We start from the raw sequence: 17,826 nt of genomic DNA, 5'->3' as shown, positions 1-17,826 counted from the left end.
CCATGGTCAAGGTCGTCAAGAGCACCGTCATGGAGGCCCCGGTCGAGGCGGTCTGGGATATCCTGCGCGACTTCAACGGCCACGACGAATGGCATCCCGCCATCACCGACAGCCAGATCGAGCGGGGGCAGGGCTCGGACAAGGTGGGATGCGTGCGCCGCTTTCATCTCGCCGACGGGTCCGAGCTGCGCGAACAGCTCCTGACCCTGTCGGATGCGGACATGGCCTATTCCTACTGCCTGCTCGACACGCCGATCCCTCTCTTGAACTACGTCTCGCATGTCCGCCTCGCCCCCGTGACGGACGAGGACTGGACCTTCTGGCAATGGGAAAGCCGTTTCGACACCCCCAAGGGCCGCGAGCGCGAGTTGCGCGACCTCGTGGCCGAAGGCGTCTATCAAAGCGGCTTCGACGCGATCCGCGCGCGCATGGGGCTGGAGGCATGACCCGGGTCGAGACCGTCGCCACGACGGCCGAGGCCGCGCGCATCCTGTCCGACGGGGCCGCCTATCTGGGCGGCGGCACCATGTTGATGCGCGCCGTCAATGCCGGGACCGCGCCGCCGCGGCTCGTTCGGACCGCCGATCCGGTCCTGCGCGCCGTGAGTGCACGCGGCGATACCGTCACCGTGGGCGCGGGCGTCACCATGGCCCGCATCCTGGCAGAGCCGCAGCTCGATTTCCTGCACCCCGTCGCCCGCGCCGTCGGCAGCCCGCAGATCCGCAACATGGCGACGGTCGGCGGCAACCTCTTCGCACCGCATCCCTACGGCGACTTCGCCGTCGCCCTGCTGGCGCTGGGCGCCCGCGCCCGGATGGCCGGGGCAGGGGGAACGCGGCCCCTCGACGATCTCCTGCGCGACCGGGACCGCCCCGGCGGCCTTGTCGAAGCGGTCGAGATCCCGCGCCCGCCCGCGCGCGCCTTCCGGTTCCACAAGGTCAGCCGGGTCAAGCCGCGCGGCGTCTCGGTCATCTCCATCGCCGTTCTTGCGCCTTCGCCGGGCGGAAAGCTGGCCGGCGTGCGGGTGGCCTACGGCGCGATGGGGCCCACACCCCTGCGCGCGGCCGCCGTTGAGCGCGTGCTCGAAGGAGGACGCCTCGATCAGGCGGCCCGCGAGCGCGCTGTCGCCGTCGCCGCCGAGGGTCTCGACCCGCCCACCGACGCGCTCGCCAGCGGCTGGTATCGCGGCGAGGTCGCGGGCGTCCATCTCGGCCGCCTCCTCGCACGGATGGAGGAGGGACGATGACCAAGATACCCGTCACCCTGACCCATAACGGTGCCGAGCGCGCCGCTTTCGCCGATCCCGGCCAGAACCTGCTCGACTTCATCCGCCGGGGTCTGGGCGACCTGTCCCCGAAATACGGCTGCGGGCAGGGAAGCTGCGGCGCCTGCACGGTGACCATCGACGGGGAGACCCGGCTGGCCTGCCTGACCCTGGCCGAAACGGTCGAGGGATGCGACGTGCGGACCGCCGCCGGGCTGGGGCAGGGCGCCACGCTTGACCCCTTGCAGCAGGCGTTTATGGACCACTTCGCCGCGCAATGCGGCTATTGCACGCCCGGAATGCTTGTCTCGGCCCGCGCCCTGCTGGACCGCAACCCGAACCCGACCCGCGAGGAGGTGGTCGAGGCGATCTCGGGGAATCTCTGCCGCTGCACGGGATACGACCCGATCATCGACGCGATCCTCTCGCTCGCCGGACGGAAGGCCAGCGCATGAGCGACCGCAGATCCGACCGCAACGGCTTCGAGATGCGCAAGGACCTCTTCGCCGACGAGCGTGACGACGACCTCAACGAGATCGGCAAGCGCATCCGCCGGCAGGACATCGAGGGTCACGTCACCGGCCGCTCGCCCTTCTATGACGACCACCTCTTCGACGGCCTGCTGCATATCCGCTGCGTGCGCTCGCCCCATCACCACGCCCGTATCCGCCGCATCGACACCTCCGAGGCGGACCGGATGGAGGGCGTCGTCCGCATCGTCACCGGGCGCGATGTGCCGGTGAACCTCAACACGCTCCTGTCGCTTCTGGATTTCGGCCTCGACGACGAACCGCTCCTGTCCGAAGGCAAGGTCGCCTACCGCGGAGAGCCCGTCGCCGCGGTGATCGCCCGCACCGAGGCGCAGGCCCGCGCCGCCACCCGTACTGTCCGCGTCGACTGGGAGGTGCTGCCCCACGTCCTCGATGTCGAAGAGGCGCTGAAGCCCGGCGCCCCTACCGTGAACGAGACCTATCCGGGCAACGCCTTCGTCTATCACGGCAAGTACGATCACCAGAAACTGCGCTACGGCGACGTGGATCGTGCCCTGGCCGAGGCGGACCACGTGATCGAGGGGCGCTACCAGATGTCGCCGATCGAACAGGCCCCGATCGAGACCTGCGGCGCCATCGCCGCGCAGGAGCAGAACGGCCGCTACGTCTGCTATACGGGGACGCAGGCGCTCTTCTTTTCGCTGGGCACGGCGTCCAAGCTGCTCGAGCTGCCGTCGTCGCGCCTGCATTTCATCGGCGGCACGGTGGGCGGCGGCTTCGGCGGCAAGGTCGACTCGATCCACGAACCGCTCGCCATCCTGGGCACCATGCTCACGGGCCAGCCCTGCAAGAGCCAGTGGGACCGCGAGGAAGAGATGCAGGTGGGCGCCCCGCGTGGGGCAGAGCGCTGGTACCTGACCGACGGGGTGATGAATGACGGCCGCATCGTCGCCCGAAAGTTCACCGGATATTTCGACAGCGGCGCCTATACGCGCCTGACCTCCTACGCGGTGATCAAATGCGCGGGCCACCTGCCCGGACCCTATACGATCCCGAATGTCCATGCGGACGTCTATTGCGTCTACACCAACCGCACACCGGCCACGGCCATGCGCGGCTTCGGGATCACCGGTGTCGATTTCGCCATCGAGGCGCATATGGACAAGGTCGCCGAAACGGTGGGCCTGCACCCGGTCGAGCTGCGCATCCTCAACGCCTATCGCGACGGCGACATGAAGGCCCATCGCCGCCTTGCCAAGAACTGCGCCCTGGTCGAATGCTGCCAGGTCGCGGCGCAGAAGGCGGGCCTTCGCCTGTCGCCGGACATGCTGGCGGCATCCTCCAAGACCGGTGGCGGCGGCCCCCGGGCAGAGCTTCCGGCCCACACCGCGACAGACCAGAACGGCCTCGTCGAGGGATTCTCCTCTGGCAGCTACGCCCGCAAGGGCGGGGCCCCCGCCAGCCCGGCCATCGTCGCGACCCTGCCGCCCGGCGCATCCGCCCCGGCGTCCCGGCCCGCCGCGCCGGCACCCGAACCGAAGGACCCTGCGCCCCGCCCCGATGCGCCGCGCGCCGACACGTCGCCGCCCGCTAGGAAGCCAGCCCGCTCCGGCGCGATGCGGTTCTCGTCCCTCTCCGGCTTCAGGAGGCGCTGATGACGCTCCATCGCGGCCGTGGTTTCGCGGCGATCAACTACCCGATCGGCATGAACCTGGGCGGCGACCCCAGTCAGGCGCTCGTGCATTCGAACCCCGACGGCAAGTTCACCGTCGCGCTCTCGGCCATCGACCTGGGCCAGGGCATGAAATCCGTCACCCGCCAGATCGCCGCCGAGACGCTGGGCGTCCCCATCGCCGATGTCTATGTCGACACAGCCGACAGCGATACCGGCCCCCACGACATGGGCAGCTTCGCCTCGCGCGGCACGCACCGCATGGGCAACGCCGTCATCCAGGCCTCCCTTGAAGCCCGCGCCGTCATGCTGGAGGCCGCCGCCGAAGAGCTCGAGGTCGATGCCGGCGATCTCGTGACCGACGGGCAGGGCAACATCCATGTCCGCGGCGCGCCCTCGCGCACGATCACCACCATGGCCGCCGCGCAGGCCGCGCAGTTCCGCCAGGGTCGCACCATCGCAGGGCGCGGCATCTTCCTCGTGCCGCTCTCCGAGGTCGATCCCGAGACCGGAGAGATGTCCCCCGTCACGACCTTCGCCCATGCCGCCCTCGTGGTCGAAGTGGAGGTCGATGCCGAGACCGGGGAGGTCGAGGTGCTCGACATCCAGTCCGCCTACGAGGTGGGCCGCGCCCTGAACCCCGGCCTCGTCGAACAGCAGCTTCGGGGCGGCGCCTGGATGGGCATGAGCCACGCCGCATGGGAGACGACGGAACCCTACTATCCCGACCGCGACCATGGCCCCGTCGATTTCGATCACTATGCCATGCCCGGCCCCGGCGATCTGGCGACCCACCACATCAGCGTGCTCGAACGCCCCGCCGAGGACGGTCCCTATGGCGGCAAGGGCCCGGGCGAGATGTGCGCCAACCCTGTCCTCCCGGCGGTGGTGAATGCAATCTACGACGCGGTGGGCGTGCGCATCGATGATCTGCCGGTAACGCCCGAAAAGGTGCTGCGCGGCATCCGGGCCAATGGCGGCGCGCGGCCGCGGCAGGCGCTCTGATGGCGGTCCGGCGCCTTCCCCGCGGGCTGGAATCGCCCGACCGGCTGGCGGCGTCGTTGCGCGAGGCGCAGTATATCTCCTCTGAGGGGCTGGCGACCGCGATCTTCCTGGCGCTCTCGCTGGGCAAGCCCCTCCTGCTCGAAGGCGCGCCGGGCGTCGGCAAGACCGAGGCCGCCAAGGCGCTGGCCTCGATCCTCGGGCGCGAACTGGTCCGCCTGCAATGCTACGAGGGGATCGACGCGTCGGCGGCGATGTACGAGTGGAACTTCCCGCGCCAGATGCTCGCCATCCGTCAGGCGGACGAGGGCTACGTGAACCTCTATGCCGACGAGTTCCTGATCGCCCGGCCCATCCTGCGCGCGCTGGAGAAGCCGTCCGAGCGTGTTCTGCTGATCGACGAGATCGACCGCGCCGACCACGAATTCGAGGCGTTCCTCCTCGAATTCCTGTCGGACTTCACGATCTCGATCCCCGAACGCGGCACCGTGCGCGCGCCGGAGCCGCCGATCGTCATCCTGACCTCCAACCGCACCCGCGAACTGCACGAGGCGCTGCGCCGACGCTGCGTCTATCACTGGATCGACTATCCCGATCCGGTACTGGAGGCGCAGATCGTCATGATGCGCGCGTCCACCGTGGCCGAGGACACGGCGCGCAAGGTCGTTGCCGCCGTGGGCGCGCTGCGCGAGCGTCCGCTGGCCAAGCCGCCCGGCGTGGCCGAGACGGTGGAATGGGCCGAGGCCGCGACCCTGCTGGCGGGGCAGGGGGCGCCCTGGCCGCGCGCCTTCGCCGCCGCCATCGGCGTCGCCCTCAAGGATCAGGACGACCTGACCTTCGTCGCCCCCGATCTCGACGCGCTCCTCGCCGAGGCCGTCGCATGACCCCCCGCGCGCTGGATCCGTTTCTCGCCTTCCCGGCAGAGCTTCGGCGCATCGGCCTGCCCGCCGCGCCTGACCAGACGCGCGATTTCATCGCCGCGACAGGCCTGCTGGGCCCGCGCTCAATCGCCGATATCCGCCGCGCCGCCCACGCGATCTTCGGCCCCGGCCCGGACAGGCGGGCCGCCTTCGACGCGGCCTTCGACGCGGTCTTCCTGGGCCGCGCGTTGGCCTCCCCCTCGGAGGGCGCACCCGATGACCAGCCTCCGGCCTATGACGGCGGCGCAGTCGAGCTTCTCGCCGATCCCGAGGACGAAGACCCGTCCGGCGCCGAGGCCACGAGCGCAGAACGCCTGACAATCCGCGCCTTCGCGCAGGCCGACCCCGACGCCGCCCTGCGCGCCTTCCGCCGCGCCGCGCCCGCCGCCCTTCCGCGACGCATCTCCCGCCGCAGGGGTGGGGGTAAGGGGCGCCTTCCCGATCCGGCCCGCGCCTTCCGGGAGATGATGCGCCGCGACGGAGAGCTGACCATGCTGCCCACCCGCCGGCGCCGGCAGCGGCAGCGCCGGATCCTCCTGCTGCTCGATGTGTCCGGCTCCATGAAGGCGGGAACCGACGGGGCGATGCGCTTCGCCCATGCCCTCGTTCAGGCAGGCGAGCGGGTCGAGGCCTTCACCCTCGGCACGCGGCTGACGCGCGTGACACGGGCCCTGCGCCACCGGAACCGCGATCAGGCCCTGGGTCTTGCCTCCGGGCTGGTCGCCGACTGGGACGGCGGCACGCGGCTGGGGGACGCGCTCGCCTCGTTCCTGTCGGTCCCGCGTTTCGCGTCCTTCGCGCGCGGCGCGCTGGTGGTGATCCTGTCCGACGGGCTGGAACGCGGCGGCCCCGATAGCCTGGTGCAGGCGATGGAGCGGCTCGACGGGCTGGCCTGGCAGGTCCTGTGGCTCTCGCCGCTCGCCGCCGAGCAGGGCTACCGCCCGCAAACCGACGCCCTGCGGGCTGTCCTGCCGCATATCGACCGCTTCGGCGACGGCCGCGATCCGGCCGCCATCGCGCGCGAGGTGCTGGGCTTCGCGCGTGGTGCGAGGGGCCGGCCTACCGGGCCGCCCGACATGCCCATGAGTTGAAAAGACGAGGGAGGAGAAGGCGATGGCACTCGAAATCAAGGTACTCGACTACGGGGACATCGAACTGGAATCGAGCTTTCTCGTGCTCGGCCGTGAATGCGGCCGCACCCGGCGCGTGCCGGTCTACGGCTTCCTCATTCTGGGCGGCGAATACCCCGTGGTGGTCGATACGGGCTACCGCGACAACGCCATCATGGAGTCGCTGGGAATGCGGGGCCTGCAATTCCATGAGAACATGATCGAACGCCAACTCGCCAATCACGGCGTCAAGCCCGGCGACGTGCGCTACGTCCTGCACACCCACCTGCATATCGACCACGCAGGCAAGGACGACCATTTCCCGATGAACACCACCGTGGTCATCAACCGGCGCGAGCTGGAATATTCCGTCTCGGGGCTGATGCACCCCCAATATCCCAAGCCCGACATCATCCATCTGGTCGAGCGGCTGCACACCCCCGGCGCCCTGCGGCTGGAGGATCTGGAGATCACCGGCCCGGTCGAGTTGATGCCCGGCCTCTATCTCGAAATGGCGGGCGCCCACACCGAAGGCTCGATGAATGTCCATGTGGACACGGCCGAGGGTCGGGCCACGCTCTGCGGCGACGTGATCTACGATTTCCACGACCAGATCATCCAGCCCGACCGCTCCTTCGGGCCGGAGGAATATCAGGTCACCGGCAACCACGGCGGCTCCAAGCGGGCGGAGAAGGGCGCGATCCGCAAGCTGATGTATTCCGACGCCAGGTTCCTGCTGCCCGTCCACGACAAGGGCGCGAAGATCGAGAACGGCAAGGTGGTGGGCAGGCTGGGCATGTCCGTTCCCGGTCCCACGGTCGAATCCGTGCCCGCCCGCAACTGGTTCCCGGCATAGGCCCCGCCATGGCCCACACAGCGTTCGACCCCGCCTTCCGCGACCTGATCGACGAACACGCGCCCGTCCTTCAGGTGGCGTCCGGCTGCACCTTCACCGAAGGCCCGATCTGGCATCCGGTGGACCGGTACCTCCTGTTCTCCGACATGCCCGCCGATGTCCGGCGCCGCCTGGACGCAGGCGGCGTCCGAGAGGTGCTCAGCCCGTCCAACAAGGGCAACGGCATGACCTACGATGCCTCCCTGAACCTGCTGGTCTGCGAGCATTCGACATCCTCCGTCGCCCGCTTCCGTCCCGACGGCACCCGCGACGTCCTCGCCAGCCATTTCGAGGGACGGGAGTTGAACTCCCCCAACGATCTCTGCGTGAAGTCCGACGGCTCGATCTGGTTCACCGACCCCTGGTACGGCCGGATGCCCGGCTTCGGCGTCGAACGCCCGCGAGAGCTGGGATTCCAGGGCGTCTACCGCCTCGCCCCCGATCACCGCCCCGGCGACGAGCCCGCGCTGATGGTCGACCGCTATACCTTCACCATGCCCAACGGGCTCTGTTTCTCGCCCGACGAGTCGCTGCTTTACGTCAACGACACCGAACAGGCCAACATCCGCGTCTTCGAAGTGCAGGGCGACCGCCTCGAAAACGGCCGCATCTTCGCCGCGGGGATCAAGGACAGCCTGCGCCCCGGAGTGCCGGACGGCATGAAATGCGACGCCTCGGGCAATGTCTGGGTCACGGCGCCCGGCGGCCTCTGGGTCTATTCCCCGACCGGCAAGCTGCTGGGAGAGGTGGCGATCCCCGAACTGGCCGCCAACCTGCATTGGGGCGGCCCCGACTGGCGCACGCTCTATGTCTGCGCCACGACGAGCGTCTATGCGCTGACCACCAAGGTCGGTCCGCGAAACGAGCCCTTCATGCGCGCCCGGTCCCGAGCCGTCACGCAGGCGCCCGAAGGCGAACCCCTCCAGCTCGACGCCGCGCGCTGCGCGCTGGTGATCCAGGACATGCAGAACGACGTCGTGATGGAGGGTGGGGCCTTCGCCGACTCCGGCTCGCCGGCCCATTGCCGCAGCCAGAACGCCCTGACCCATGTGGCCGCGCTGGCGGACAAGTGCCGCAGCCTCGGCATTCCCGTGATCCACGTCCACTTCATCGTCGAGCCGGGCGCTCCCGGCCTGACGCTGAATGCCCCGCTCTTCGAGGACCTGCTCGACAGCGAGGCGCTGGTGCGCGGCACATGGGGCGCCGCTGCCGCTCCGGGCGCCGAGCCGCAGCCGGGCGACCACATCGTCGAAAAGATGCGCATGTCGGCATGGGAGGGCACCCGGCTCGAGACCATCCTCAAGGCCGAGGGTCGCGATATGATCATCGAGACCGGCGCGTGGACGAACATGTCCATCGAGCACACGGCCCGCACCGGCGCGGACAAGGGCTATCTCATGGTCATCCCCGAAGACGCCTGTTCGACCATGAACGCCGACTGGCACCGGGCCAGCATCGACTATGCCATGCGCAACGTGGCGCTGGTCACCAAGACGGCGGACGTGATCGCGGCCTTGCGCTGAACGGGTCCGCGGCCCGTTGAGACCCGCCGCGCGGTCGGGTAGGGGGCGGCCATGCCGATCCGCCTCGACACCACCGCCGCCGATTTCGACGCCCGCTTCGCCGCGCTCCTGACGATGAAGCGCGAGGACGCGCCCGACGTGGACGAGGCCGTGGCCGCCATCCTGGCCGATGTCCGCGACCGCGGCGATGCGGCGCTGGTCGAGCTGACCGCCCGCTTCGACCGGCTGGAGCTGACCGCCGACACCGTGCGCATTTCGCCCGCAGAGATCGCCGAAGCCGCGGCCGCCGTCCCCGCCGACCGCCGCGCCGCGCTCGAACTCGCCGCTGCGCGCATCCGCGCCTATCACGACCGCCAGTTGCCCGAAGACGCCGAATGGACTGACGAGACGGGCGCGACGCTGGGTTGGCGCTGGACGCCTGTGGACGCGGCGGGGCTCTACGTGCCCGGCGGGCTGGCCAGCTATCCGTCCAGCGTGCTCATGAACGCGATCCCGGCCCGCGTGGCCGGGGTGGGCCGGCTGGTCATGTGCGTGCCCGCGCCCGACGGGCAGATCGACCCGCTGGTCCTGCTGGCCGCCCAGATCGCCGGTATCGACGAGGTCTACCGCATCGGCGGCGCGCAAGCGGTGGGCGCGATGGCCTACGGCACCGCGACCATCGCGCCCGTGGACGTCATCACCGGCCCCGGTAACGCCTACGTGGCCGCCGCCAAGCGTCGCGTCTTCGGACGCGTGGGCATCGACATGATCGCCGGTCCGTCCGAGGTGCTGATCCTCGCCGACGGCGACAACGACCCGGATTGGCTGGCGCTGGACCTGCTGGCCCAGGCCGAACACGACGCCTCTGCCCAGTCGATCCTCATCACCGATGACGCGGCGCTGGGCGACGCCGTGGCCCAGGCGGTCGAGCGGCGCATCCCGCAATTGTCCCGCGCCGACATCGCCGGGGCCTCCTGGCGCGATTTCGGCGCCATCGTCGTCGTGCGCGACCTCGACGAGGCCGCCGATCTGGCCAACCGCATCGCCGCCGAGCATCTGGAACTCGCCGTCGCAGACCCCCAGGCCCTGGCCGCCAAGGTGCGCCATGCGGGCGCGATCTTCCTCGGCCGCTGGACGCCCGAGGCGGTGGGCGATTATGTCGGCGGCCCCAATCACGTCCTGCCCACGGCGCGGTCGGCGCGCTTCTCGTCCGGGCTGTCGGTGCTCGATTTCCTCAAGCGGACGACGCTCGCCACCATGACCCCCGACGCGCTGGGCGCGATCGGCCCGGCCGCCGTCACCCTGGCCGAGGCCGAACGGCTGGAGGCCCACGGCCTCAGCGTCGCGGCGCGTCTCGAAAAGCTGAACCGATGACCGACCTTCGCAGCATGGCCCCCCGTTCCAAGCTCGCATACGCCGTGGCCCCATGACCGACCGCATCGCCCACATAGAGATCGACGACGCCAACCTCCCCGTTCCCACGCCAGAGATCGCGCAAGAACGGGCGGTGGCGATTTTCGATCTGCTGGAAGACAACTCCTTCGCGCTGGACCGCGAGGGCGCCCCGCCGGGGCCTTACGACCTGCACCTGTCGATCCGCGAAAGGCGGCTCGTGATGGGCGTTGCCGTAAAAGGCGGCGAGGCGGGCGAGATCATCCTGTCGCTCAGCCCGTTCCGCCAAATCGTCAAGGATTACTGGCAGATCTGCGAGTCCTACTTCGACGCCGTCAAGAAGCTGCCGCCAAGCCAGATCGAGGCTATCGATATGGCCCGCCGCGGCATCCACAACGAAGGCGCGCGCCTTCTGCAAGAGCGGCTGGAAGGCAAGGCCCGGATCGACATCGACACCGCGCGGCGCCTCTTCACGCTGATCTGCGTGCTGCACCACGGGGGGTAGGGTGGCCGATCTTCCCCAATCCGTGCTGTTCTGCTGCGACCACAACGCGGTCCGCTCGCCGATGGCCGAAGGGTTGATGAAGAAGCTCCACGGAATGGACATCTACGTCCAGTCGGCTGGCGTGAAGAACGACCTGGAGATCGACGGCTTCGCCATCGCCGTCTGCGAAGAGGTCGGCGTAGAGCTGTCCCGCCACCGCACCCGCAGCTTCGAGGAAATGCGCGATTGGGGCGACGACCTCGAACAGTTCGACCTGATCGTCGCGCTCTCGCCCGCCTCGCAGCGGCAGGCGCAGGAACTCGCCCGCCACGCCCATATCGACGTCGAATATTGGCCCATCATGGACCCGACCGGCCTGGGCGAAAGCCGCGAGGCCAAGCTCGCCGTCTACCGCCAGACCCGCGACCAGATCGAAGAGCGTCTGCGCAAACGGTTCCCCGTCACCCGGATCCGGGCTTGACCCCGTCGGCGCTCCGTCTCCCTTTCGTTCGTGCAAACCGCCTTTGCGCATTTTGGTCTGCACAGGGGGTGCACAGGGGGTGCACGCGGGATGCACAGGGCGTGCCCCGCCTCCGAACCCCTTTCCAGCACTTGCCAAACCCCCGATTCGGGACCATCTAACCGCATCCCCGAACATGGGGTCCGCAATCACAGGAGAGATCATGGCCAAGGAAGAGATGCTCGAATTCCCAGGCGTCGTGAAGGAACTCCTGCCCAACGCGACGTTCCGGGTCGAGCTCGACAACGGCCATGAGATCATCGCGCACACGGCGGGAAAGATGCGCAAGAACCGCATCCGCGTCCTTGCAGGCGACCGTGTTCAGGTCGAGATGACACCCTACGACCTGACCAAGGGACGGATCAACTATCGCTTCAAGTAAGGCCCGTAAGCCTTTGTTTATCCTCGGCTCTGGGTCCCCGCGCCGGCTGGAGTTGCTGGCGCAGCTGGGCATCGTGCCCGACGATGTCCGTCCCCCCGACGTGGATGAGACCCCCCGACATGCAGAGCTTCCGCGCGCCTATTGCGAGCGGATCACGGCGTCCAAGCTCACGGCGGTCGAGGCCGCGCCCGACGATATCGTGCTCTGCGCGGACACCACTGTCGCACTCGGTCGCCGCATCCTCGGCAAGCCCGCCGATGCGGCCGAGGCCCGTGCGTTTCTCGAAAGCCTGATGGGCCGCCGCCATCGTGTGATCACAGCCATCGCCGTCCGCCGCGGCGACCAGGCCTGGCACCGCACCAGCATGTCCTCGGTCAAGCTCAAGCGTCTGAGTGAAAAGGAGATTTCGGGCTACCTCGCGACGGGCGACTGGCAGGGAAAGGCAGGCGCCTATGCCATTCAGGGACCCGCCGCGGCCTTCGTCAGCTGGATCGAGGGGAGCCATTCCGCGATCGTCGGCCTGCCGCTGCACGAGACGGCAAACCTGCTTCAGGCCGCCGGGATGGAGATCTGGCGATGAAGGGCGATCAGATCGTTCTTGGCCATTACCGCGACCGGCCCGCTGCCGCTCTGCTGCGGGACGGGCAACTCGACGACCTTCTCATCGATGCAGCCGATGACGCGCCCCGCCCGGGCGCCGTCTATCGCGCGGTGTGCGACCGTCCGGTCAAGGGGCAGGGCGGGATTTTCGTCAAGCTCGGCAACGGCTTGACCGGGTTCCTGCGTGGCGCTCGGGGGCGTAGCCCGGGGCAGGCGGTTCTGGTCCAGGTCTCGGGACACTCCGAGGACGGCAAGGCCGTGCCGGTCACCGACCGGGTCCTCTTCCGCTCGCGGTATTGCATCGTCACGCCCGACGCGCCGGGCGTGAACATCGCCCGCTCGATCCGCGAGGACGAGGAGCGCGACCGCATCGAAGAGATCGCCCGAGAGGCCGTGCCGCCTGAGCGGGGAGAGACGGGCGTGATCCTGCGCTCCGCCTGCGAGAGCGCGCCGCCCGAGGAGATCGAGGACGACCTCCGCCGGACTTGGGATCTCGCCATGGCGGTCATGAGCGATACCGGCGCAGGCGCCGAGCATCTCCTCGATGGGCCCGACGCGCATCAGGTCGCCTGGTCCGAATGGTCGGATGTGACAAGCGTCGTGAACGATTGGGATATCGTTTCAGATCAGCTGGATGTGCTCCGATCCTCACGTGTCGTCGTCGGTCCTACGACCCTTTTCGTGGAGCGGACGCGCGCTCTGGTCGCCGTCGACGTCAACATGTCGGACACGTCCCCGGCCGCGGGAACCAAGGCGAACTTCGCCGCCGCCCGTGCTTTGCCCAGACAGTTGCGGTTGCGTGGCCTGGGTGGTCAGATCGTCCTAGACTTGGCGCCTATGCCCAAGAAGGACCGAAAGCCGTGGGAGGCGGCCCTCCGCGGAGCGCTCAAGGGCGATCCGGTCGAGACATCCCTGATCGGCTGGACGCCGCTGGGCCACTACGAATTGACCCGCAAGCGTGTCCGCCGGCCATTGGAGGAGCTGTTGTGACCTGCCCCATCTGCAAGGCCGCCACCGTCGCCGCTTACCGCCCCTTCTGTTCGAAGCGATGCGCCGACATCGATCTCGGCCGCTGGATGACCGGCGCCTATGCGGTTCCATCGACGGATCCGGATGATCTGGACGAGGCGCTGGACGCCGCCGGCACGTCGGACCGATCGGAGCCGCATTAGCAGCGCATCCCGGCGCAGGCGCGCGGCTTTGGGGCTGGACAGTGCGAGGCGCCTGCCATAACACGCGCCCACCCGCGGCGATCCACATCGCCGATACCCGTGCCCGGGTAGCTCAGGGGTAGAGCAGCGGATTGAAAATCCGCGTGTCGGTGGTTCGATTCCGCCCCCGGGCACCACTCATCCAACCAGCGCTACTGCAGGACGTCCTCGGTCGATCGGCCTTCGTCGGCGGCTCGACCGACCTGTTCCCATCGGAGCTCGGACTGCACACAGGAAGTGCGCCGGATCCGGATGCTCGCGGCGACCGACAGGCACAGGCGCGAGTGCTTCGCCGTGCCGGCCGCGCGGCGATCGAACTCCGACGATATGTTCGCCGTTATTGCCGACCTGCTCAGGCCAGCGCGTCCTCTCGAGCCGCACGGGGTCGGAGAACAGGCAGGACGTCACGATTGCGGCGGTGCGCGAATTGCGCGGCCGCCGTGGGGTCGAGGACCTGCTGGATCGGGCGTGTGAGCCCCTTCCCGGGGCATTGGCCGATCACCTGACCGGGATCCCCCGATGGGGCAGGTCGGTACCGCCCTTTTTGCAACGGCTCCGGAGCGCTTCCCCCTGGCTCCGCCTTCTCGGTTGCAGATCACCGAGGTCGCAGTGGCCGGCCATCATCATCGCCCGCTTGGGGGTGGAGGCGGCCGACCGCGCATCCCTGTCATCCGAGCACGGGCGGCGGTTTCCCTTCGCGGGGATGCGTGCGCGGCGTGATCTGCTTGGAAGACGGCCAGCCTACCCGTCAGAACCATCTACATAATAGATCAATATGACCAAATCTTTCGCACTCCCTGCGGAATGATTGATTTTCTATCTCTGTCTCATCGAAGCGAGGCACCCAGCCAAGCGAACCGAAACCCGAAAGGAAACAGACCGATGAAAACCCTGACCCTGATCGCCGCTGCCGCATTGTCGCTCGGCACCCTCCCCGCCGCCGCCCAGCAGCTCTCGCCGATGGAGCGCGCCATCGCCCATTTCAACCAGGACCTCAGCGGCAATGACGTGATCCCGATGCCCGATGCGGACCGGTCCCTGACTTCGGTCTCGACCCGCGGCGGCACGGTCGGCGAAGCCATCGCCCACTTCAACCAGGACCGGACGGGCAACGATCGCCTGCGGGCCGAGACGGCGACCGCCTGGTCCGGCCAGCCGACCTACGGCGCCGAGATCTTCGAGCGGCTGCGCGCGGAAGACGACGACTGATCGACCATCCTTCGACCCGAACCCCCGAACCCAAGCAACATCCTCACAAAAGGACCGAAACCATGAAAACCCTGACCCTCTCCGCTTTCGCCCTCGCGCTCGCCACACCGGCCCTCGCCAACCCGACCGCAATGGCCGTCACGCATTTCAACCAGGACCTCAGCGCCAACGAGCAGATCTTCCTGCCCGAAACGCAGCCGGTCTCCATCTCGACCCGCTCGGGTCTGAAGGGCGACGTCGTCTCGCACTTCAACCAGGACCTGTCGCCCAGCGAGCGCATCTCGGTGGACAGCGTCACCCTCGTCTCCGGTCAGCCGACCTACGGTGCGGAGATCTTCGAAGCCATCGCCGCGGAGGACAACGACTGATCCCCGCCGCCCACGCCGGGCGGACCTCTCCCGACCGCCCGGCGCGCCGACCTCTCCCAAACCCCTCCCCAAGCCAGGGGGGCCGCCTGTCCTCCCGTCGGCGGCCCTCCTTGGCGCTCTGACCTTTCCTGACGCGGAGTTCCCATGACCGACCTTCAGACCCCCTCCCGCCGTGCCATCATCCGAGGCCTCGGCTTTGCCGCTGCCGGTGCGGCCGCAGCCACCGGCGCCACCAGTGCCGCCGCACAAGGCGCGGATCCCCGCCCACTCGTCGGCAAGATCGCCATCGTGACCGGCGCGCGAAACAACCTTGGCCGTGGCTTCGCCCAGCGGCTGGCGCAGATGGGGGCCGACGTGGTCGTCCACCACCACCGCCCCGAAAGCCGCGCCGAAGCCGAAGAGACAGCCGACCTGGTCCGCGCCGCAGGCGCCCGCGCCGCCGTCGCGCATGGCGACCTTGGCGACAGCACCCAAGTCGCGGCGCTCTTCGACGTGGCAGAGACCGAATTCGGCGGAACGGACATCCTGGTCCACTGCGCCGGGACCATCATCAAGAAGCCCGTGGCGGAATTCACCGACGCGGAATTCGAGCGCCTCGTCAACGACAATACCATGACGACCTTCTACGCGATGCGCGAGGCCGCGCGCCGGTTGCGCGACGGGGGGCGCATCATCGCGGTCGGCACGTCGCTGACGGCGGGCGCGGCCCCCGGATATGCGGGCTACGGCGGCACGAAAGCCCCGGTGGAGGAGTTCACGCGCATGCTGGCGAAAGAGCTCGGCGACCGCAGGATCACTGTGAACAACGTCGCACCCGGTCCCATCGATACGCCCTTCTTCCACGCCGCCGAGACGCCGCAGAGCGTGGCCTATGCCTCGGGGCTCTCGACCGAGGGGCGCCTCGGTACCGTCGCCGATGTCGTCCCGGCCGTCGCCAATCTGGTCCTGCCCGAAAGCCAGTGGACCAACGGGCAGACCGTCTTCGTCAATGGCGGCTACCTGACGCGCTGACCAACTCCCATCCGTGGGCCTCGCCAGGTTGAACAGGGCGGGGCCTTTCTGTCAGGATCGACCGGGGCCGCGGGCCCGTCCAGCGAGAGAGACATGACGAAGCCCAAGGCCACGATCCGCCTCTCGACCCTTTTGCCGCTTGTGCTTGCCGCGCTGATCGTGGGCGGGGCCACACCGACGATCCTGGTGGGCTATGCCGTGTCGTCGAGTGTGACCGAAAAGCTGGTCCTGCAACGGGCCGAGACGGTGATGGACGGGCTGGAGGCCGAGGTCCAGCGCTTGCTCGATCCGGTCGAGGCCAAGATGGATCAGGCGCAGCGCCTGGTCGCCGAAGGAATGGTCGATCCCACGGACGAGGCGATGCTCCGAACCTTCGTGCATGGCCTGCTTGCGGGGACGCCGCAGGTCTTCGGGATCGGCTGGATCCGTCTCGACGGCTCGATGCTCCGGTGGGAGCGGGACTCGCTGTTGGAGATCGAAGAACCCCTGGATAACCTGCCTTTCACACCCCAGGCCGTGGCGGATGCCCGGGCAGGGCGCGTCTCCGTCTGGGCGCCGCCCTTCTACTCTTTCGCGCTCGGGGACGTGATCCTGAACCATCGGGCGGCGATGCTGCGGGACGGGACGCTTCTGGGCCTGTTCGGCGTGGGCGTCACCGGGGCGGGCATTTCGCGCTATGCCGAGGACGTGTCCGCGCGCTACGGGGTCACGGCTTTCGTCATGGCGGGCCGAGACCGGCTGGTCGCCTATCCCGGCCGCGTCGCGCTGGAACGGGCGGACGAAAGCACCGCCCTGCCGCTGGTCAGCGACAGCACGGACCCGGTCGTCGCCGCGATCTGGGATGCGCGTCTGCCTCAGGACGACGTGCCCGAAGGGCTTGCTGCGGCGGGTGGGCACCTGAGCGAAGTTGCGGGCGATGTGCATGTCTACTTCACCCGGCGCATGCCCGGCTATGGGCCTGCGCCGCTGACGCTGGTGGTCGCGGTGCCCGCCGCCGACACCGCCTACGCGCGCAACTCCCCCGCCATCGCTGCGAGCATCGGCTTGCTCCTGACGTCGCTGGCCGCCGTGGGGGCCTGGGTGTTGGGTCGGCATCTGGCGAGACGGGTCGGCCGGCTTGACGACGTGCTGGGGTCGCTGGCCGCGCTCGACTTCGAGGGGGCACGGCAGCCCGACATGGAGCGGTCGCGGCTGAGTGAATGGCGCTCGATCGGCCAGCGCGCGGCGGGAACGGCGGCGACGCTGGAGAAGCTTGCCACCTACGTGCCGCGGGTTCTGACCCGCAGATTGCTGGACCTGCCCGAGCGCGCCGCCGCGCCGGAGGAGCGGGACGTGACCGTCATGTTTCTCGACCTTGAGGGCTTCACCCGCTTTGCCGGTGGGCGCCCCGCCGCCGAGGTCGCGCACCACCTCTCGGGCCTCTTCGAGGCCGCCGGCCCTCTGATCGAGGCGGAGGGCGGGGTGATCGACAAGTACACGGGCGACGGACTGATGGCGTTCTGGGGGGCACCAGAGGCGCAGCCCGATCATGCCGAACGCGCGCTGCGCGCTGCCCGGCGTCTGGCCGAGAGGCTCCCCGGCGTTCTGGGCGATGGTCCGCGGGCGCGGATCGGCCTGCATTCCGGGCCCGCGCTGGTCGGCGATATCGGCTTCGCGGGACGCGTCGACTACACGCTGACGGGCGAGACGGTGAATGTCGCGCAGCGGGTCGAGGCGGCCCTGCGCGGCGTCGCACCAGAAGCCCGCGCCGTCATCGGCGCAAGCGCTGCGACCCTCTCGCGGGCGGGCGGGTCC

Annotated in this window: 20 protein-coding genes and 1 tRNA gene; all 21 read left to right on the top strand. The window is 69.0% G+C overall.

Annotation, left to right across the window (positions count from 1 at the left end):
• The first annotated feature begins 2 nt into the window (after positions 1-2).
• On the top strand, positions 3-446 hold the full coding sequence (locus tag jaqu_RS09805) for an SRPBCC family protein (RefSeq protein WP_043918803.1): 444 nt from the start codon (positions 3-5) through the stop codon (positions 444-446).
• On the top strand, positions 443-1,246 hold the full coding sequence (locus tag jaqu_RS09800; protein WP_043918802.1) for an FAD binding domain-containing protein: 804 nt from the start codon (positions 443-445) through the stop codon (positions 1,244-1,246). Before jaqu_RS09805 ends, jaqu_RS09800 begins: the two co-directional genes overlap by 4 nt.
• Positions 1,243-1,719 (top strand): (2Fe-2S)-binding protein, encoded by a 477-nt coding sequence (locus jaqu_RS09795; RefSeq protein ID WP_043918801.1) that lies wholly within the window; start codon positions 1,243-1,245, stop codon positions 1,717-1,719. The genes jaqu_RS09800 and jaqu_RS09795 overlap by 4 nt, the downstream gene beginning before the upstream one ends.
• Positions 1,716-3,410, top strand: a complete 1,695-nt coding sequence (locus jaqu_RS09790; protein ID WP_043918800.1) for a xanthine dehydrogenase family protein molybdopterin-binding subunit — start codon at positions 1,716-1,718, stop codon at positions 3,408-3,410. Before jaqu_RS09795 ends, jaqu_RS09790 begins: the two co-directional genes overlap by 4 nt.
• On the top strand, positions 3,410-4,432 hold the full coding sequence (locus jaqu_RS09785) for a xanthine dehydrogenase family protein molybdopterin-binding subunit (RefSeq protein ID WP_043918799.1): 1,023 nt from the start codon (positions 3,410-3,412) through the stop codon (positions 4,430-4,432). Before jaqu_RS09790 ends, jaqu_RS09785 begins: the two co-directional genes overlap by 1 nt.
• The gene (locus tag jaqu_RS09780) at positions 4,432-5,313 is read left to right on the top strand and encodes an AAA family ATPase (RefSeq protein WP_043918798.1); all 882 of its coding nucleotides are present in this window, start codon (positions 4,432-4,434) and stop codon (positions 5,311-5,313) included. The genes jaqu_RS09785 and jaqu_RS09780 overlap by 1 nt, the downstream gene beginning before the upstream one ends.
• Positions 5,310-6,440, top strand: coding sequence for a VWA domain-containing protein (locus tag jaqu_RS09775; RefSeq protein WP_043918797.1), 1,131 nt, complete (start codon positions 5,310-5,312; stop codon positions 6,438-6,440). Before jaqu_RS09780 ends, jaqu_RS09775 begins: the two co-directional genes overlap by 4 nt.
• A 22-nt stretch (positions 6,441-6,462) precedes the next feature.
• The gene (locus jaqu_RS09770) at positions 6,463-7,314 is read left to right on the top strand and encodes an N-acyl homoserine lactonase family protein (protein WP_043918796.1); all 852 of its coding nucleotides are present in this window, start codon (positions 6,463-6,465) and stop codon (positions 7,312-7,314) included.
• A gap of 8 nt (positions 7,315-7,322) precedes the next feature.
• On the top strand, positions 7,323-8,876 hold the full coding sequence (locus jaqu_RS09765; protein WP_043918795.1) for an isochorismatase family protein: 1,554 nt from the start codon (positions 7,323-7,325) through the stop codon (positions 8,874-8,876).
• Between the two features lie 51 nt (positions 8,877-8,927).
• A complete protein-coding gene (hisD, locus tag jaqu_RS09760; RefSeq protein ID WP_043918794.1) occupies positions 8,928-10,229 on the top strand; it encodes a histidinol dehydrogenase in 1,302 nt (433 codons plus the stop codon).
• Between the two features lie 52 nt (positions 10,230-10,281).
• Positions 10,282-10,752 (top strand): UPF0262 family protein, encoded by a 471-nt coding sequence (locus tag jaqu_RS09755; protein WP_043918793.1) that lies wholly within the window; start codon positions 10,282-10,284, stop codon positions 10,750-10,752.
• A 1-nt stretch (position 10,753) separates the two neighbouring features.
• A complete protein-coding gene (locus jaqu_RS09750; RefSeq protein WP_043918792.1) occupies positions 10,754-11,212 on the top strand; it encodes an arsenate-mycothiol transferase ArsC in 459 nt (152 codons plus the stop codon).
• Between the two features lie 202 nt (positions 11,213-11,414).
• Positions 11,415-11,633, top strand: a complete 219-nt coding sequence (infA, locus tag jaqu_RS09745; RefSeq protein WP_043918791.1) for a translation initiation factor IF-1 — start codon at positions 11,415-11,417, stop codon at positions 11,631-11,633.
• Positions 11,634-11,646: 13 nt separating this feature from the next.
• Complete coding sequence (locus tag jaqu_RS09740) at positions 11,647-12,213, top strand: Maf family protein (protein WP_084629676.1); 567 nt, start codon at positions 11,647-11,649, stop codon at positions 12,211-12,213.
• Positions 12,210-13,223, top strand: a complete 1,014-nt coding sequence (locus jaqu_RS09735; protein ID WP_043918789.1) for a ribonuclease E/G — start codon at positions 12,210-12,212, stop codon at positions 13,221-13,223. Before jaqu_RS09740 ends, jaqu_RS09735 begins: the two co-directional genes overlap by 4 nt.
• A complete protein-coding gene (locus jaqu_RS09730; RefSeq protein WP_043918788.1) occupies positions 13,220-13,405 on the top strand; it encodes a DNA gyrase inhibitor YacG in 186 nt (61 codons plus the stop codon). The genes jaqu_RS09735 and jaqu_RS09730 overlap by 4 nt, the downstream gene beginning before the upstream one ends.
• Positions 13,406-13,506: 101 nt before the next feature.
• Positions 13,507-13,581: transfer RNA gene (locus jaqu_RS09725), tRNA-Phe, on the top strand.
• A gap of 745 nt (positions 13,582-14,326) precedes the next feature.
• Positions 14,327-14,653, top strand: a complete 327-nt coding sequence (locus jaqu_RS09720; protein WP_043918787.1) for a hypothetical protein — start codon at positions 14,327-14,329, stop codon at positions 14,651-14,653.
• A gap of 62 nt (positions 14,654-14,715) precedes the next feature.
• Positions 14,716-15,021 carry a hypothetical protein gene (locus jaqu_RS09715; protein ID WP_043918786.1) on the top strand — a complete coding sequence of 102 codons (306 nt, stop codon included), beginning with the start codon at positions 14,716-14,718 and terminating at the stop codon, positions 15,019-15,021.
• Positions 15,022-15,165: 144 nt separating this feature from the next.
• The gene (locus jaqu_RS09710; RefSeq protein ID WP_052500900.1) at positions 15,166-16,032 is read left to right on the top strand and encodes an SDR family oxidoreductase; all 867 of its coding nucleotides are present in this window, start codon (positions 15,166-15,168) and stop codon (positions 16,030-16,032) included.
• Positions 16,033-16,125: 93 nt separating this feature from the next.
• Positions 16,126-17,826, top strand: a 1,701-nt coding sequence (locus jaqu_RS20635; RefSeq protein WP_052500899.1) for an adenylate/guanylate cyclase domain-containing protein, incomplete at its 3' end; no start/stop codon positions are given.

This window comes from Jannaschia aquimarina (assembly GCF_000877395.1).
In the GTDB taxonomy this organism is placed as follows: Bacteria; Pseudomonadota; Alphaproteobacteria; order Rhodobacterales; family Rhodobacteraceae; genus Jannaschia; species Jannaschia aquimarina.
Note: the sequence above shows the minus strand (reverse complement) of the source record. Positions and strands in the feature narration are given on the sequence as shown.

Bases quoted from the DNA above. Each gene is read 5' to 3' on its own strand.
- jaqu_RS09805 (WP_043918803.1), top strand. From the start codon at position 3: ATGGTCAAGGTCGTCAAGAGCACCGTCATGGAGGCCCCGGTCGAGGCG.
- jaqu_RS09800 (WP_043918802.1), top strand. From the start codon at position 443: ATGACCCGGGTCGAGACCGTCGCCACGACGGCCGAGGCCGCGCGCATC.
- jaqu_RS09795 (WP_043918801.1), top strand. From the start codon at position 1,243: ATGACCAAGATACCCGTCACCCTGACCCATAACGGTGCCGAGCGCGCC.
- jaqu_RS09790 (WP_043918800.1), top strand. From the start codon at position 1,716: ATGAGCGACCGCAGATCCGACCGCAACGGCTTCGAGATGCGCAAGGAC.
- jaqu_RS09785 (WP_043918799.1), top strand. From the start codon at position 3,410: ATGACGCTCCATCGCGGCCGTGGTTTCGCGGCGATCAACTACCCGATC.
- jaqu_RS09780 (WP_043918798.1), top strand. From the start codon at position 4,432: ATGGCGGTCCGGCGCCTTCCCCGCGGGCTGGAATCGCCCGACCGGCTG.
- jaqu_RS09775 (WP_043918797.1), top strand. From the start codon at position 5,310: ATGACCCCCCGCGCGCTGGATCCGTTTCTCGCCTTCCCGGCAGAGCTT.
- jaqu_RS09770 (WP_043918796.1), top strand. From the start codon at position 6,463: ATGGCACTCGAAATCAAGGTACTCGACTACGGGGACATCGAACTGGAA.
- jaqu_RS09765 (WP_043918795.1), top strand. From the start codon at position 7,323: ATGGCCCACACAGCGTTCGACCCCGCCTTCCGCGACCTGATCGACGAA.
- hisD (WP_043918794.1), top strand. From the start codon at position 8,928: ATGCCGATCCGCCTCGACACCACCGCCGCCGATTTCGACGCCCGCTTC.
- jaqu_RS09755 (WP_043918793.1), top strand. From the start codon at position 10,282: ATGACCGACCGCATCGCCCACATAGAGATCGACGACGCCAACCTCCCC.
- infA (WP_043918791.1), top strand. From the start codon at position 11,415: ATGGCCAAGGAAGAGATGCTCGAATTCCCAGGCGTCGTGAAGGAACTC.
- jaqu_RS09735 (WP_043918789.1), top strand. From the start codon at position 12,210: ATGAAGGGCGATCAGATCGTTCTTGGCCATTACCGCGACCGGCCCGCT.
- jaqu_RS09720 (WP_043918787.1), top strand. From the start codon at position 14,327: ATGAAAACCCTGACCCTGATCGCCGCTGCCGCATTGTCGCTCGGCACC.
- jaqu_RS09715 (WP_043918786.1), top strand. From the start codon at position 14,716: ATGAAAACCCTGACCCTCTCCGCTTTCGCCCTCGCGCTCGCCACACCG.
- jaqu_RS09710 (WP_052500900.1), top strand. From the start codon at position 15,166: ATGACCGACCTTCAGACCCCCTCCCGCCGTGCCATCATCCGAGGCCTC.